Raw genomic sequence first — 13,413 nt, 5'->3', positions numbered from 1 at the left:
CAGGAGACCGGGCCCGAAGGCCGCGCCGCCACCCGCCCGGTCTACCGCCCGTCCGGGAGCTCGACGCCCGTCCACTCCCAGGGCGCCGGTCCGGTGCCGTCGCACCACGCCCGCAGGTCGCGGCCGTTGACGCAGATGATGCCGCACTGGCGTGCGTACTCCAGCGCGGGCGCGGTGAAGTCGCTGGTCGTCACCACCGCCGCGACGTCGGCCTCGTGGATGGTGAAGCAGGTCCCCCCGAACCGCTGCAGGTCCTGCGATCCGACCTTGTTCGCCTCCTCGTAGTGCTTGCACTGGATCACCACGCGCCGTCCGTCCGGTGCGACCGCGGTGACGTCCGCCCCCAAGTCACCTGCTCCGCCTACCACTTCGGCCTCCCGGCAGGCATCACGGGCGCACAGGTCGGCCACGGCCCGCTCGAAGCCGTCGGGGTCGAGCGCGGCGTGCACCGCCACCTGGTCGAGGGGAACCGTCCGCGCCTCCTCGTCCAGATACGGCGCGAAGGTGACCGCCCGCGTCGGGGCCGCTTCCGCGATGCCCCGCGTCCCGCCGCGGACGGCCTGGGCCGGCTCGACGACGACGTCCGGTGCGGCCGGTGCGCTGCCCCCCACGGCCGGCGGGGCGGTTTCCTCCACCGCCGTCTCGCCGAGGCTGTCGGACGCCCGCTCGGCCGCCTCCTCCAGCGCCCTTGCGGCCCGGCGCGCGTATCTCGCGGCGGAGAAGCGGCGCCACCGGGAACGGAAGAGCACCACGGCCACCATGCCGGCCAGGGCCAGTTCACCGGCCCACAGCGGGCGGCGCTCGACCACGCCCAGCAGGAGCCGTACGAGAAAGGCGAAGACGCACAGCAGGATCGCGAGCAGCAGGAAGAACAGGGCGGTCGTGCGCAGATCGAATCGCCGGTCGCGGCGCACGCTGGGTATGCGGCTCACGGGCTGGGTCATGCGGCTCTGCCTTCCTCCTGCGCGGCGGCCGGGACCGGTCCTCCACGCCTGTCCGAGACGACGGCGGCCACGGCCGGCCGTGCTGCTGTGCGAGCGACCTGGCGTCGCCTCACGCCTCGCCGGGACGACCGGCGTCGGACGGGTCCGGCGCCGGCGGCCGGAAGCAGGCGGTGACCATCTTGCCGTCGGGGCACGGGTGGGCCTGCCAGGTGTCGGCCAGCGCGTCGACCAGGAACAGGCCGCGTCCACCGGTGCGTCCGGCGCTGGGCGGGCGGGGCGTGGGCAGGTGCGGGGAGGAGTCGTGGACGCTCACGTGCAGGCACCGCTGGTCCCAGGTCATGACGAGCTGGGCACTGCTGCGTGCGTGGACGTGGGCGTTGGTCACCAGCTCCGAGACGGTGAGCAGGACGTCGTCCGCCGTCTCGGGCAGACTGGTGGTCCAGCCCAGGTCCTCCAGGTGGCCGCGGGCCCACTCCCGGGCCGTCCTGACCCCGCTCGAGACGGGCAGCGACCGTGCCCAGCCCACCGCGCGTACGGACGCTCCGCTCACGAGTTCCTCCTCGGTCGATCCATGCCGTGCCTGCGTGTGCCTGCTCCCGGCTCCTACCCCGGGCGCGGTTCCCCAGCGCCCGGCCGGTGCTTCCCGACGTGTCCTCACAGTCGGCGCCAGCGCGCGCTGCACCACGAGAAGGCGCCGAACGCGGCCAGCCCCAGAGCGATCAGGGCGAGCAGCCAGGGACCGGCCGGCAGATCCCGGAACGAGCGCAACGTGTCGTCCATCCCCCTGGCCCTGCCGGGCTGGTGCCGGACGGCGGCCACGACGGCGAACACCCCGGCGACGGCGAACACGACGCCGCGGGCCGTGCCGCCCGCCACCCCGAGGACGTCGGTGACCTTCCGGGCCCGAGGCGACATGGCCTCGGTGCGCAACCGTTCGCGGAACTTCTTCCGGACGGCCTGCACCGCGATCCACAACCCGGCGGCCACCACGGCGGCGCCCGCCGCCCCGACGATCCACTGGCCGGTCGGCCAGCCCAGCACCGTGGCGGTGACGTCGTCGGTGCGCCGGTCGGACGATCCGCTGCCGCTGCCCTTGTCACCGGCCGCGTAGGAGAGCACGGAGAAGGACACGAAGGCGTAGAAGACGAAACGCGCCGCTGCCGCCGCCCGCTTGGCGGGTTTCGCGCCGTCCGGGCCCGCTCCGCCGACCACGGCCTCCGACAGCCGCCACAGCGCCATGCCCGCCAGCGCGACGCCCACGGCCCACAGCATCACCGAGCCCAGGGGCTTGCCGGCCAGCTCGCCCAGCGCGCCGCCGCGATCGGCCTGCCGGCCGTCGCCGTCGCCGTGGAACGCGATCTGCAGCGCGATCACGCCCACGAGCACATAGATCAGTCCACGGGCCGCGAAGCCCGCCCGGGCCGCGACAGCCATCGCCGTGCTGTCGGCCGCACGGCGGGCCTGCCCCCGTCCCCGCAAAGCCATTGCCCCTGTGTCCATGGGTCCCCGATGCCCCCGGACCCGCGTGTGACACCCGTGCGGCCCGAAGTGGCCGGTGCACCGGCCTTCTTCGCGGTCCCGTCGTTCGGCGCGCGGCCGGTCTGCGGCCCGGCGGTGCGTGAGGCCGCCGGAGCGGCCCGAGGTCCGCCGCAGGCGGAGCTGCGGGCGGAGCTGCGGGCGGAGCTGCGGGCGAAAGGGGAGCCGGGCGCCCCTTTCGTCCGCAGTTCTCAGTCCGTGGCCGCGTCCAGGAGTTCCAGGACGTGCCGGTAGGGGCGGCCGGTGGCCCGGGCCATGCCCATCTCGCAGGTGCGGTTGCAGGAGGCGTACGCGTCGTGGGCGCGCGAGGTGATCTCGGCGGCCTGGGCGGCGGTGGCCGCGGCGGTGATCTCCGGATGGAGCAGACCGCGGTCGCCGGCGAACGCGCAGCAGCCCCAGCTGTCGGGAACGGTGACCTCCTCGCTCACGGCCGCGGCCACGGTGCGCAGGGCGTCGTCGGCGCCGAGGTGCGCGGTGGAGCAGGTGGGGTGCAGGGCGAGGCTGCGCAGGCGGCGGGGCTCGGGCAGCGCGGGGAGCAGGTGCTCGGCGGTGAAGACGACGCTGTCGACGAAGTCCAGGGCCGCGAGGCGGGACCGTTCCGGCTCCGGCAGGGCGCCGGCGAGTTGTCCGAGTCCGTGCGTGCACGAGGACGCGTCGCAGACCACGGGCAGCCTGCCGTGGCCGGTCGCCTCCCAGAGCGTGTCGAGGGTGCGGGCGGCCATGGTGCGGTGTCCGGCCGTGTACCCCTTGGACTGCCAGGGGGTGCCGCAGCACAGGCCGGACAGGTCGGGCACGGTGACGGGGACGCCCGCGCGCTCGCACAGCCGCAGGAAGGCCGCCGCCGAACCGCCCGCCCCCTCGAACGCCCCTCCGGGAGTCCCCGGGGACGCCTCCTGCGGCGCCGGCTGGGGAGCGAAGACGCTGCCGATGCACGCGGCGAAGAACACCGCCCGCGCACCGGCGGGACGCCGGGGACCGGGGCGGGCCGGGCCGCCGCGCGGGATGTCGTCGGCCCAGGCGGGCACCAGGTCCGACGCGCCGAGCCCGCGGGCCGCGCCGGTGACGGCGCGCACGACGGGGCCGGGCACGGCGTGGGCGGTGTTCAGCGCGGCCCGCACGCCCTTGACGGCACCTGCCCAGTGGCGGGCCACGGCCGCACCGGCCCGCTGCGCGGCGGCGCCGTGGCGCTCGGCGCGCAGCCTCTTCATGACCGCGCCGGTGTCGATGGTGACCGGACAGGCGGTGACGCAGAGGCTGTCGGCCGCGCAGCTGTCGACGGCCGCGTACGCGTAGTCGGCTTGCAGGGCCCGGCGCCGTTCGTCGTCGCCGGCGGCGGTGGCCAGCGCGATCTCGCGCCGCAGGGCGATGCGCTGACGTGGTGTCGTGGTCGCGTCCGCGGTGGGGCAGACCGGCTCGCAGTAGCCGCATTCCACGCAGGCGTCGACGGCCGGGTCGACCTCCGGGACGCTCTTGAAGTTGCGCAGATGGGCTGTCGGGTCGTCCTCCAGGAGCACGCCCGGGCTGAGCACGCCGTGCGGGTCGCACAGCCGCTTCAGCTCCCGCATGACCTCGTACAGCTCGTCGCCGTACTGGCGGCGGACGAAGGGGGCCATGGCGCGGCCCGTGCCGTGCTCGGCCTTGAGCGTGCCGCCGGCGTCCAGGACGAGATCGACCATGGCGTCGGTGAACCGGGCGTAGCGCTCGACCTCCCGGGCGGAGTCGAAGTCCTGGGTGAGCATGAAGTGCAGGTTGCCGTCACGGGCGTGCCCGAAGACCACCGCGTCCTGGTAGCCGTACCGGTCGAAGAGGCCGGTCAGGCCGTCGCAGGTGGCCGTCAGCCGCTCCATGGGAACCGCGATGTCCTCCAGCAGCGCGGTCGTGCCCGGACGGCGGGCCCCGGCGACCGCGGTGTACAGGCCCTTGCGCAGGTGCCAGAGCCGGGCTCGCACGCGCGGGTCGCGCACGAGCCGGGTGCCGCCGACGGCGGGCAGGCGGTCCAGGACCGGCCGCACGGCCGTCATCCGCTCCTCGAGCAGTTCGGCGCTGTCCTCGGCGAACTCGACCAGCAGGGCGGCGTGCCGCTCGACGCGCAGGCCGCGCAGCGCGTCGACGGTGTCCGGGGCGTGCTGCGCCACGCGCAGGGACGCCGCGTCCAGGAGTTCGGCGGTGCGCGCCCCCGCGGCCAGCAGCGCGGGCAGCGCGTCGGTGGCCTCGGCGAGGCCGGGCAGCACCAGCAGTCCGGTGGCGGTGTGCGGCAGCAGGGGGACGGTGCGGAAGACCGCCTCGCCCACGAAGCCGAGGGTTCCCTCGCTGCCGATCATCAGGTGGGCGAGCACGTCGGCCGGCTCGGTGTGGTCCAGGAACGCGTTGAGGCCGTAGCCCATGGTGTTCTTCATCGAGAACAGCCGCTCCACGGTGGCGCGGGAGGCGGCCGAGCCCCGTACGCGGTCGCGCAACCGCAGCAGCCCGGCGTGCAGTTCGGGCTCGCGGGCGCGCAGCGCCTCGTCCGCGTCGGGGGCGGCGGTGTCGACGACGGTGCCCGAGGGCAGCACGAACTGGAGGGACTCCATGGTGCGGTAGGCGTTGTCGCGGGTGCCGCAGTTCATGCCGCTGGAGTTGTTGGCGACCAGGCCGCCGATGGTGCAGGCGGACTCGCTGGCCGGGTCGGGGCCGAGCCGGCGTCCGTACCGGGCGAGCCGCGCGTTGGCCTGACGGACCGTCAGTCCCGGTTGCAGCCGGATGCGCAGGCCGTCGTCGAGGACCTCGGCCCCGCGCCAGTGGCTGCGTACGTCCACGAGGATGCCCTCGCCGCCCGCCTGCCCCGCGAGGCTGGTGCCGCCCGAGCGGAGCGTCAGGGGCACTCCCGCCGCGCGGGCGCCCGCCATCAGCGCGCCCACCTCGGCCGCGGTGGCGGCGCGCACGACGGCCTGCGGTGTGAACAGGTAGGGCGAGGCGTCGTGGGCGGCCGCGACGCGGCGGGGCACCTCGGTCGTCACCCTGGCCGGGTCGCCGACGCACCGGGCCAGCAGCGCGGCCAGCCCTTCGGTTCCGGTGGGTCCTCCGGCTCCGGTCAGCCCTGCGGTTCCGTCGGGTCCTTCGGGTCCTTCGGCTGCGGCGCGGCGGGGCGGGACGGCGGGGGGTGGGGCGGCGGAGGTGCTCATGGGTCCTCGGGGGAAGGAGGCGGGCGGGGGATGGCGCCGGCGGGTGCGCCGGGTCAGCCGGTGCGCGGCCGGCCGGTGGCGGGGACCGGGCCGGTGATGCGCAGCCGGTGCGGTGGGCGGGCCGCCGGCGGGGGCAGACGCAGGGGCCCGTGGCCGGGCGTGATGCTGCCGAGCAGCGTGGCCCGGCGGGCGCCGGTGGCCGACGGGAGGGTGCCGGGCAGGCCGTTGACGGTGAGGTAGCCGAGGACGGCGAAGGCGAGGGCCTCCTTGGCGTCGGCGGGCACGCCCAGCTCGTCACTGGGGCGCAGCCGCACGCCGGGCAGTTCCTCGGCGATCATGCGCATCAGCACCGGGTTGCGCAGGCCGCCGCCGGAGACGACGAGTTCGGTGACCCCGTGGGCGCGGCAGGCGTCGGCGACGGTGACGGCGGTCAGCCGGGTCAGGGTGGCCAGGACGTCGTCGGTGCGCGGGGTGGGCACCGCCTCCAGTGCGCGCTGGAGGTAGGGCAGGTGGAAGTGTTCCTTGCCGGTCGTCTTCGGTGCGGGCCTGCGGTAGTAGGGGTCGTCGAGGAGGACGCGGAGCAGTGCGGGGCTGGTACGGCCGGCGGCGGCCCGGCGTCCGTCCTCGTCGTAGGCGGCGGCTCCGTGGGTGACGTGGCGTACGGCGGCGTCCAGCAGGGCGTTGGCCGGGCCGGTGTCGAAGGCCAGCGGTTCGGCACCGGGCGCGAGGACGGTGACGTTGGCGATGCCGCCCAGGTTGAGCGCGGCGGGTGTGCCGGGCAGGGCGCGCAGCAGCAGCGTGTCGGTCATGCCGACCAGCGGGGCGCCCTGCCCGCCCGCGGCCACGTCCCTGCTGCGCAGGTCCGAGACGACGGGGAGGCCGGTGGCCTCGGCGATCCAGGCCGGCCGGCCGAGCTGGAGGGTGCCCCGGACGGTGCCGTCCTCGACCCAGTGGTGCATGGTCTGGCCGTGCGAGACGACGAGGTCGGCGGCGCCCTCGCACAGCTCGCGCAGGGCCCGCCCGGCGGCTTCGGCGAAGGCCTGGCCGACGCCGGTGTCCAGGGCGCAGATCGCCTGGGTCGTCGTCGCGGCCGGCGGCAGGGTGGCGCCGATCCGGTCCCGTACGTCCGCCGGGTAGGGGACGGAGAGGTGTCCCAGGGGCCGCAGGAGCAGGGTGTCGCCGTCCAGGGTGAGGTCGGCGGCGGCGGCTTCGATGGCGTCGTAGGAGGTGCCCGACATCAGGCCGATCACACGCACGGCGCCTCCCGGTGCACGGTGCGCCCCGGGGGCGGGGTGTGCTGCGGCATGGTCTCTCCCAGGAGGTCGTGGTGCGGTTCGGGGCGGGCGGCGCCCGGCGGACGGGCGGGGGTGCGCGGGGGTCCGGGGGCCGCCGGGGCGACCGGGGCAGGCGGGGTGGCCGGGGCGGTCCTGGTGACCCGGGCCGTCGGGGCGGCCGAGGCGACCGAGGTGACCGGCGCGGCCCAGGCGACCGGAGCCGTCGGGGCGGCCGAGGTCACCGAGGGGATCAGGACAGCCGAGGTGGCCGAGGCGGCGGCCGGGGCGGCGCGGGCCGGGCGCGGGGCGCGCGCCGTCATTCCCGGCCCGCCGCGGCGGTGACGCGTTCGGGGCCGGCGCCCGGCTCGCCGGCGCCGGTGTCCGCCGCCGGGGCACGGTGCAGCAGGCTCGTCAGGCCGCCGACGGCCAGGGTGACCAGGACGCCGATGGGCACCAGCCACTGGGCGGCGATCCCGGTGGGCACGGTGACGCCGGCCACGGTGACGTCGATCTTCACCTCGCGCACGATGTACGTCATCACGCCGACCGTCACCAGGAACGCCACGACGGCGTCGGCCTCACCGGCCCGCCGGACGATCCGTCCGAGCAGGAACGCGCCGAGCAGCGCGCCGTAGGTGTAGCCCGCGATGGTGAGGCCGGTGAGGTAGACGTTGCCGGTGCTGGTGCTGAAGGCACAGGCGAAGACGGCCATCAGCACCGCCCACACCAGGGTCATCACCCGGGCCAGCCGGAGCAGGAACTCCTCGGAGGGTGTGCCGCGGAAGAAGCTGTGGATGATGTCGGCGACCGTCGAGTTCGACATGGAGTTCAGCGCGGAGGACAGCGATCCCATCGCGGCGCCGAGGATGCCCGCCACGAGCAGGCCGGAGATGACCACGGGCAGCCCGTGCAGGATGAACTCGGGGTAGAGGTTGTCGGAGCTGCTCAGGCCCAGTGCCTTGAAGTCCTTGCCCTGGTTGTACGACCACAGCAGCGCGCCGACGAGGGAGAAGGCCGCGAACTGGAGGGTGACGAAGACACCCGAGGCGATCATGGCCTTCTGTCCGTCGCGCAGGGTCCGGGTGGCCAGGATGCGCTGGACCATCAGCTGGTCGGAGCCGTGGCTGGCCATGGCGAAGATGGCGCCGCCGATGATGGCGGTGGGCAGGGCGAAGGAGCTGGTGAGGATGTGCGCCGGGGCGAAGTCGGTGTCGAAGAGCCTGAACCGGCCGGCGTGCAGGGCGTCCGCGAAGCCGGCACCGCCGACGTGGGCGGACAGGACGGCGATCGCGAGGACCGCGCCGCCCACGTACAGCGCCATCTGGATGGTGTCGGTCCAGATGACGGCCTTGATGCCGCCGAGGTAGGTGTAGACGACGGTGATCACGGTGACGGCGATGATGATGACCCGGTAGCTCGCGTGCACGCCGAACTCGTCGAGCAGCAGCTTGATCGGGATGGCCGAGGCGAACAGCCGTACGCCCTCGGCGAGCAGCCGGGTGAAGACGAAGGTCACCGAGGCGAGCCCCTGCAGTTTCAGCCCGAACCGGCTTCCCAGGTACTGGTAGGCGCTGACGAATCCGCCGCGCTTGTACAGCGGGATCAGCACGGCGGCCACGACGACGCGGCCGATCACGTAGCCGAGGGCGAGTTCGACGTTGCCGAAGCCCTGCCCGCCGTACGCCCCGCCGGGGACGCTGATGACGGTGAGCACGCTGGTCTCGGTGGCCACCACGGAGAACGCGACGGTCCACCACGGCATGTGGCCCTCACCGACGAAGTAGTCCTTCGCGGTCTTCTGCCGGCCCGCCAGCCTGAGGCCGATCACGGCGATCGCCACCAGGTAGACGACGACCACCACGAGGTCGAGTTGGCGCACGATCAGCTCCTAAGCGACGACCGGCGGGGTCACCGGCGGGGTGGGGACGGTGGTGAAGGACGCCGACCGCCGTACGCGGGCGACGTGGGGTTCGTGGGGTGCCGAGGCGTCCAGGGCCAGCAGGCGGGCGCCGTCCAGCGGGTCGCCGAGCGCGGGCCGCACGTCGAGGGCGAGCGGGGAGCCGGCGAGGCAGGCCCTCAGCGGGCCGAGCAGCGGTTCTCCGAGCCCGGCGAGTCCGCCGGTCAGGGCGACGGGCAGGGGGGCGGCTCCGGTGCCGGACGCAGGCGCGGGCGGGGCGAGCGGGGGCCTGCCGGCCGGCGGGCCGGTCGGGGCGGCGGACGGGGCGGCGGCGCCGCCGATGCGGCGGGCGGCGGCGAGGACGGCCTCGCCGAGTGCCGCGGCGGCCTCGCGCAGGACGGCCGCGGCGCGGTCGTCGCCGGCGGCGGCCACGCGTGCCACGTCCGGTGCGAAGGAGGCGGCGGTACGGGCGGGGTTGCCGTCCCGGTCCAGGGCCGCGGGCAGCCGCTCGGGGTCGCCGAAGCGTTCCGCGGCGGCGGCCAGCAGCGCGGTCGCCGGGCCGCGTCCGTCGTGGGCGCGCAGCGCGGCCCGCAGTCCGGCGGCGCCGATCCACGCTCCGCTGCCCTCGTCGCCGAGCCAGGGGCCCCAGCCGTCCACGCGGGCGTACGTTCCGTCGTCCCCGATGCCGATCGCGACGGAGCCGGTGCCGAGCGCGAGCACGACACCGGGTCGGGTGCCGAGGGCGCCGGCGTGCGCGGTCACGGCGTCGCTGGTGACGGCCACCTCCTGCGCCGGCAGGTCCTCCAGGAGCCGCAGGGCCAGGTCCCGGGCGGCCTCCGGGGCGCTGGCGGCGCCCGCGGCACCCACGCAGAGGGCGTCGGGACGGAACGCGGGCACCCGTTCCAGGAGCGGGAGGACGGCGGCACGCACGGCGGCGCGCGCCGCCGCGACCCCGTCGGCGGTGGCCAGGCCGGGGGCGCCGGGCACCTCGTGGACCCGGCCGAGCGGGTGGGCGGGAACGCCGTCGTCCCACAGCACGGCACGGCAGCCGGTCTTGCCGAGGTCCACCGCCACTGCTGATGTCATACAACACGCCTTCGTGTGCTCCGGGGATCCGTCGCGTCGGGCGGTCACGGCACGGCCGGGGACGGCCGCCGCGGTGACGGGCGCGGATCGCGGTCCAGTGAGTATCAGAACCCCGGCCTCCGCATGTCAATAAGTAACCTCTCGAAAGTTGGTCCGTAACTTTTTGACGTCGCCCGGCGGTGTGATTACCGTGTCGCTCACCCACCCAGGAGGGAACGGCGCCCATGCCCCAGCAGGAACCATCCCGTCCCGCCCCGCCGGCGCCGGACACCGCCGCGGCCGGAACACTGGCGGTCATCCGGGCGGCACTGCCCGCCCTGGCCCCCTCCGAGCGACGGGTGGCCGAGGCCGTCCTGGCCGATCCGGCGCAGGCGTCGGAGCTGTCGATCAGCGCGCTCGCCGGGCGGGCGGACACCTCGGTGGCCACGGTGATGCGCTTCTGCCGGACCATCGGGATCGCCAACTACCCGCAGCTGCGCCTGGCGCTGGCCGCGGCGGCCGCCCGGGAGGACGCCCTCGGCGGGGAGCGCCCGGTCCCGGTCACCGACATCAGCGCCACCGACACGCTGGACGAGATCGTCGGCAAGATCATCTACAACGAGGTGCACGCGCTGCAGGACTCGGGGGCCGCGCTGGACACCGAGGTGCTGGGGCGGGCGGTGGACGCGGTCGCCGGGGCCCGGCGGATCGACATCTTCGGTGTCGGCGCGAGCGCGTTCGTCGGCCAGGACCTGCACCAGAAACTGCACCGCATCGGCCGTACGGCGTTCGTGTGGACGGACCGGCACGCGGCCCTCACCGCCACCGCCCTCCTCGGCCCCGGTGACGTCGCCCTGGCCATCTCCCACTCCGGGGAGACCGAGGACACCGTCGAACCGCTGCTGGCCGCGGCCGCACACGGTGCCACCACGATCGCCCTGACCAACGTGCCGCGTTCCACGCTGGCCAGGGGCGCGGACCTCGTGCTGACGACCTGCGCCCGCGAGACCCCCTTCCGCTCCGGCGCGACCGTCAGCCGCATCGCCCAGCTCGCCGTCATCGACTGCCTGTTCGTCGGGGTCGCCCAGCGGTCCTACGACGCCACGACGGCGGCGCTGGAGAAGACCTACGGAGCCGTCCAGCACCGCAGACGCTCCCCGTCGCAGCGCCGCTCCCCCACCGGCGACTGACCCGCACCGCTCCGTTCACCCCCGCCCGCACCACCGGCGACTGACCGGACCGCTCCGTTCACCCCCCGCCCCCATCACCGCCGGCCCTCACCACGCCCAGCCCCCGCCCGCCCCGAAAGGACGACCGCGCCGTGGACCTCAGCACACTCGGTACCGAGACCCGCAACGAGCGGACCACCGAACTGGACCGCATGCCGGTCCTGGACCTGCTCTCCGTGATGAACGCCGAGGACCAGAGCGTCGCCCTGGCCGTTCGGGGCGCTCTCGAGGAGATCGCGGCGGCCGTCGAGGCGGTCACCGAGTCGCTGCGCCGGGGCGGGCGTCTGATCTACCTGGGCGCCGGCACGAGCGGTCGCATCGGCCTCCTCGACGCGGTCGAGTGCCCTCCGACCTTCGGCACCTCCCCCGGCCAGGTCGTGGGCGTGCTCTCCGGCGGCCCGGGCGCCTTCGCGGTCGCGGTCGAGGGCGCCGAGGACGACCCGGCCCGAGCCGTCACCGACCTGGACGAGATCGGCGTGGACGACCGGGACACGGTCGTCGGACTCGCCGCCAGCGGCCGTACCCCCTACGTCATCGGCGGCCTCAAGCACGCCGCCGCCAAGGGCGCCGTGACCGTGTCGGTCGCCTGCAACGCGAACGCGGCCGTCAGCCGCTACGCCGACATCCCCATCGAGGTGCCCACCGGGCCCGAGGTGGTCACCGGATCGACCCGGCTCAAGGGCGGCACCGCCGAGAAGATGGTCTGCAACATGCTCTCGACCGCCTCGATGGTGCGCCTCGGCAAGGTCTACGGCAATCTCATGGTCGACGTGCGGGCCAGCAACGACAAGCTCGTGGACCGCGCCCGCCGCATGGTCGAGCAGGCCACCGGAGCCGGCCCGGACACGGCGGCGGAGACCCTGCGCCGGGCCGGCGGCCACGCCAAGACCGCCATCGTCATGCTCCTCGCCCACTGCACCGCCGAAGAGGCCGCCCGGCGCCTGGAGCGGGCCGGCGGCGACACGCGGGCGGCCGTCGCCGCGGCCCCTTGCGGAGCATGAAGGGACGGCGCGCGGGAACCCGCCCGGCATGTCCCACACGCAGCAGTTCGCCGTCGGAGACCATGTCCGCTGGAATTCCGAGGCCGGACACGTCCAGGGCGTCATCATCAGGAAACACACGCGGGACGTGGACTGGAAAGGGCATGTGCACCGCTGCTCCGAGAGCGACCCGCAGTACGAGATCAAGAGCGACAGGACCGGTCACATCGCGCTGCACAAAGGCGGCGCGCTGACGAAACTGTAGGACGGCGACGGGGTACGGCGACGGGGTGTTCGCGGGCGAGGCGGCGGGACGAGGGATGACGAACCGCATCTGCACGGTGGGGCACTCCACGCGTGATTTCGACGAAGTGCTGGAGATGCTGCGCGGCAACGGGATCACCTGTCTGGCCGACGTCCGCTCGTTCCCGTCGTCCAGGAAGTACCCGCAGTGGAACCAGCCGGCGATCGTCGAGTCCCTGCCTCCCGACATCGGCTACCGGTGGATCCCCCGGCTGGGCGGCCGGCGGCACACGCCCAAGGGGGTGCCGAGCGCGAACGGGGCGTGGCGGGTCAAGGCCTTCCGCGACTACGCCGACTACATGGCGACCGACGCGTTCACGGAAGGGCTGGAGGAACTGCTCGAGCTGGCCGAGCACGGAAGCCCGGCGATCATGTGCAGCGAGGCGGTGCCCTGGCGCTGCCACCGCAGGCTCATCACGGACGCTCTGATCGTCGCGGGCGCGGAGGTGGTGCACATCATGTCGGCCACCACGGCGAAGCCCGCGGTGCTGAACCCGAACGCGCGCGTGCGCGACGGGCGCCTGACCTACCCGCCGGACCCGGCGGGCCCACAAGATCCGCCGGATCCGCCCGGCCCTGCGGTGAGGGCGCGATGAGTCTCGTCGAGGACGTCCGGGAAGCGGTCCTCACCATCCCGGCCGGGTCCGTCGCCTCCTACGGTGCCGTCGGCCGGTGGATCGGGGCGGGACCGCGGCAGGTGGGGCGGGTCATGGGCCTGCTCGACGAAGGCGTCCCGTGGTGGCGTGTCGTGCACGCCGACGGGACCCCGGCCACCTGTCACGGCGGCCGGGCGCGGGAACTGCTCATCGCTGAAGGCACACCGATGCGCGGGACGCGGGTGGACATGGCGCGGGCGCGGCATCACCGGGAGCCCTGGGCCGGGGGTGTTCCCGGGCGGTGACGCTCCGGACGCGCGTGCGGGCACGGACCGCTGCGGCCTCGACCGGGCGGGAGTCGCTGGACCTGGCTGCGATGCGCGCCGGGCGCACGCCGTCCGAGCCGTGCGGACCCGGCCGATGGCGGT

At 75.0% G+C, this 13,413-nt stretch carries 13 protein-coding genes; 5 read left to right on the top strand and 8 right to left on the bottom strand.

What is annotated here, in order from left to right; all coding sequences use genetic code 11:
- Nucleotides 1-41 precede the first annotated feature (41 nt).
- The 8 genes from ABZ719_RS09985 to ABZ719_RS09950 form a co-directional block, all read right to left on the bottom strand.
- Nucleotides 42-944, bottom strand: a complete 903-nt coding sequence (locus tag ABZ719_RS09985; RefSeq protein WP_366724720.1) for a restriction endonuclease — start codon at nucleotides 942-944, stop codon at nucleotides 42-44.
- A gap of 109 nt (nucleotides 945-1,053) precedes the next feature.
- On the bottom strand, nucleotides 1,054-1,494 hold the full coding sequence (locus ABZ719_RS09980) for an ATP-binding protein (protein WP_366724719.1): 441 nt from the start codon (nucleotides 1,492-1,494) through the stop codon (nucleotides 1,054-1,056).
- A 104-nt stretch (nucleotides 1,495-1,598) separates the two neighbouring features.
- Complete coding sequence (locus ABZ719_RS09975; protein WP_366724718.1) at nucleotides 1,599-2,444, bottom strand: DUF1206 domain-containing protein; 846 nt, start codon at nucleotides 2,442-2,444, stop codon at nucleotides 1,599-1,601.
- A gap of 227 nt (nucleotides 2,445-2,671) precedes the next feature.
- A complete protein-coding gene (locus ABZ719_RS09970; protein WP_366724717.1) occupies nucleotides 2,672-5,641 on the bottom strand; it encodes an FAD-binding and (Fe-S)-binding domain-containing protein in 2,970 nt (989 codons plus the stop codon).
- 53 nt (nucleotides 5,642-5,694) lie between these two features.
- Complete coding sequence (locus ABZ719_RS09965) at nucleotides 5,695-6,897, bottom strand: anhydro-N-acetylmuramic acid kinase (RefSeq protein ID WP_366724716.1); 1,203 nt, start codon at nucleotides 6,895-6,897, stop codon at nucleotides 5,695-5,697.
- Complete coding sequence (locus ABZ719_RS09960) at nucleotides 6,888-7,235, bottom strand: hypothetical protein (RefSeq protein WP_366724715.1); 348 nt, start codon at nucleotides 7,233-7,235, stop codon at nucleotides 6,888-6,890. The genes ABZ719_RS09965 and ABZ719_RS09960 overlap by 10 nt, the downstream gene beginning before the upstream one ends.
- A complete protein-coding gene (locus ABZ719_RS09955) occupies nucleotides 7,232-8,794 on the bottom strand; it encodes a sodium:solute symporter (protein WP_366724714.1) in 1,563 nt (520 codons plus the stop codon). The genes ABZ719_RS09960 and ABZ719_RS09955 overlap by 4 nt, the downstream gene beginning before the upstream one ends.
- A 9-nt stretch (nucleotides 8,795-8,803) precedes the next feature.
- Nucleotides 8,804-9,898, bottom strand: coding sequence for a BadF/BadG/BcrA/BcrD ATPase family protein (locus ABZ719_RS09950; protein ID WP_366724713.1), 1,095 nt, complete (start codon nucleotides 9,896-9,898; stop codon nucleotides 8,804-8,806).
- Between the two features lie 224 nt (nucleotides 9,899-10,122).
- Here ABZ719_RS09950 and ABZ719_RS09945 point away from each other — a divergent pair, with 224 nt between their 5' ends.
- The 5 genes from ABZ719_RS09945 (at nucleotide 10,123) to ABZ719_RS09925 (ending at nucleotide 13,290) form a co-directional block, all read left to right on the top strand.
- Complete coding sequence (locus tag ABZ719_RS09945; RefSeq protein ID WP_366724712.1) at nucleotides 10,123-11,067, top strand: MurR/RpiR family transcriptional regulator; 945 nt, start codon at nucleotides 10,123-10,125, stop codon at nucleotides 11,065-11,067.
- Nucleotides 11,068-11,198: 131 nt separating this feature from the next.
- Nucleotides 11,199-12,107, top strand: a complete 909-nt coding sequence (murQ, locus tag ABZ719_RS09940) for an N-acetylmuramic acid 6-phosphate etherase (RefSeq protein WP_366724711.1) — start codon at nucleotides 11,199-11,201, stop codon at nucleotides 12,105-12,107.
- A gap of 28 nt (nucleotides 12,108-12,135) precedes the next feature.
- Nucleotides 12,136-12,351 carry a DUF2945 domain-containing protein gene (locus ABZ719_RS09935; protein ID WP_366724710.1) on the top strand — a complete coding sequence of 72 codons (216 nt, stop codon included), beginning with the start codon at nucleotides 12,136-12,138 and terminating at the stop codon, nucleotides 12,349-12,351.
- A gap of 55 nt (nucleotides 12,352-12,406) precedes the next feature.
- Nucleotides 12,407-12,985 (top strand): DUF488 domain-containing protein, encoded by a 579-nt coding sequence (locus ABZ719_RS09930; protein WP_366724709.1) that lies wholly within the window; start codon nucleotides 12,407-12,409, stop codon nucleotides 12,983-12,985.
- Nucleotides 12,982-13,290 (top strand): MGMT family protein, encoded by a 309-nt coding sequence (locus ABZ719_RS09925; RefSeq protein ID WP_366724708.1) that lies wholly within the window; start codon nucleotides 12,982-12,984, stop codon nucleotides 13,288-13,290. Before ABZ719_RS09930 ends, ABZ719_RS09925 begins: the two co-directional genes overlap by 4 nt.
- Nucleotides 13,291-13,413 lie beyond the last annotated feature (123 nt).

The sequence above is a fragment of the Streptomyces sp. NPDC006743 genome (assembly GCF_040703815.1).
Classification (GTDB): Bacteria; Actinomycetota; Actinomycetes; order Streptomycetales; family Streptomycetaceae; genus Streptomyces.
The sequence above is the reverse complement of the archived record's forward strand: the minus strand, read 5'-3'. Positions and strand labels throughout refer to the sequence as shown.

What these genes read in the sequence shown, in the direction of transcription:
- ABZ719_RS09985 (WP_366724720.1), bottom strand. Translation starts at nt 944, where the DNA reads ATGACCCAGCCCGTGAGCCGCATACCCAGCGTGCGCCGCGACCGGCGA.
- ABZ719_RS09975 (WP_366724718.1), bottom strand. Translation starts at nt 2,444, where the DNA reads ATGGACACAGGGGCAATGGCTTTGCGGGGACGGGGGCAGGCCCGCCGT.
- ABZ719_RS09970 (WP_366724717.1), bottom strand. Translation starts at nt 5,641, where the DNA reads ATGAGCACCTCCGCCGCCCCACCCCCCGCCGTCCCGCCCCGCCGCGCC.
- ABZ719_RS09960 (WP_366724715.1), bottom strand. Translation starts at nt 7,235, where the DNA reads ATGACGGCGCGCGCCCCGCGCCCGGCCCGCGCCGCCCCGGCCGCCGCC.
- ABZ719_RS09950 (WP_366724713.1), bottom strand. Translation starts at nt 9,898, where the DNA reads ATGACATCAGCAGTGGCGGTGGACCTCGGCAAGACCGGCTGCCGTGCC.
- ABZ719_RS09945 (WP_366724712.1), top strand. Translation starts at nt 10,123, where the DNA reads ATGCCCCAGCAGGAACCATCCCGTCCCGCCCCGCCGGCGCCGGACACC.
- ABZ719_RS09935 (WP_366724710.1), top strand. Translation starts at nt 12,136, where the DNA reads ATGTCCCACACGCAGCAGTTCGCCGTCGGAGACCATGTCCGCTGGAAT.
- ABZ719_RS09930 (WP_366724709.1), top strand. Translation starts at nt 12,407, where the DNA reads ATGACGAACCGCATCTGCACGGTGGGGCACTCCACGCGTGATTTCGAC.
- ABZ719_RS09925 (WP_366724708.1), top strand. Translation starts at nt 12,982, where the DNA reads ATGAGTCTCGTCGAGGACGTCCGGGAAGCGGTCCTCACCATCCCGGCC.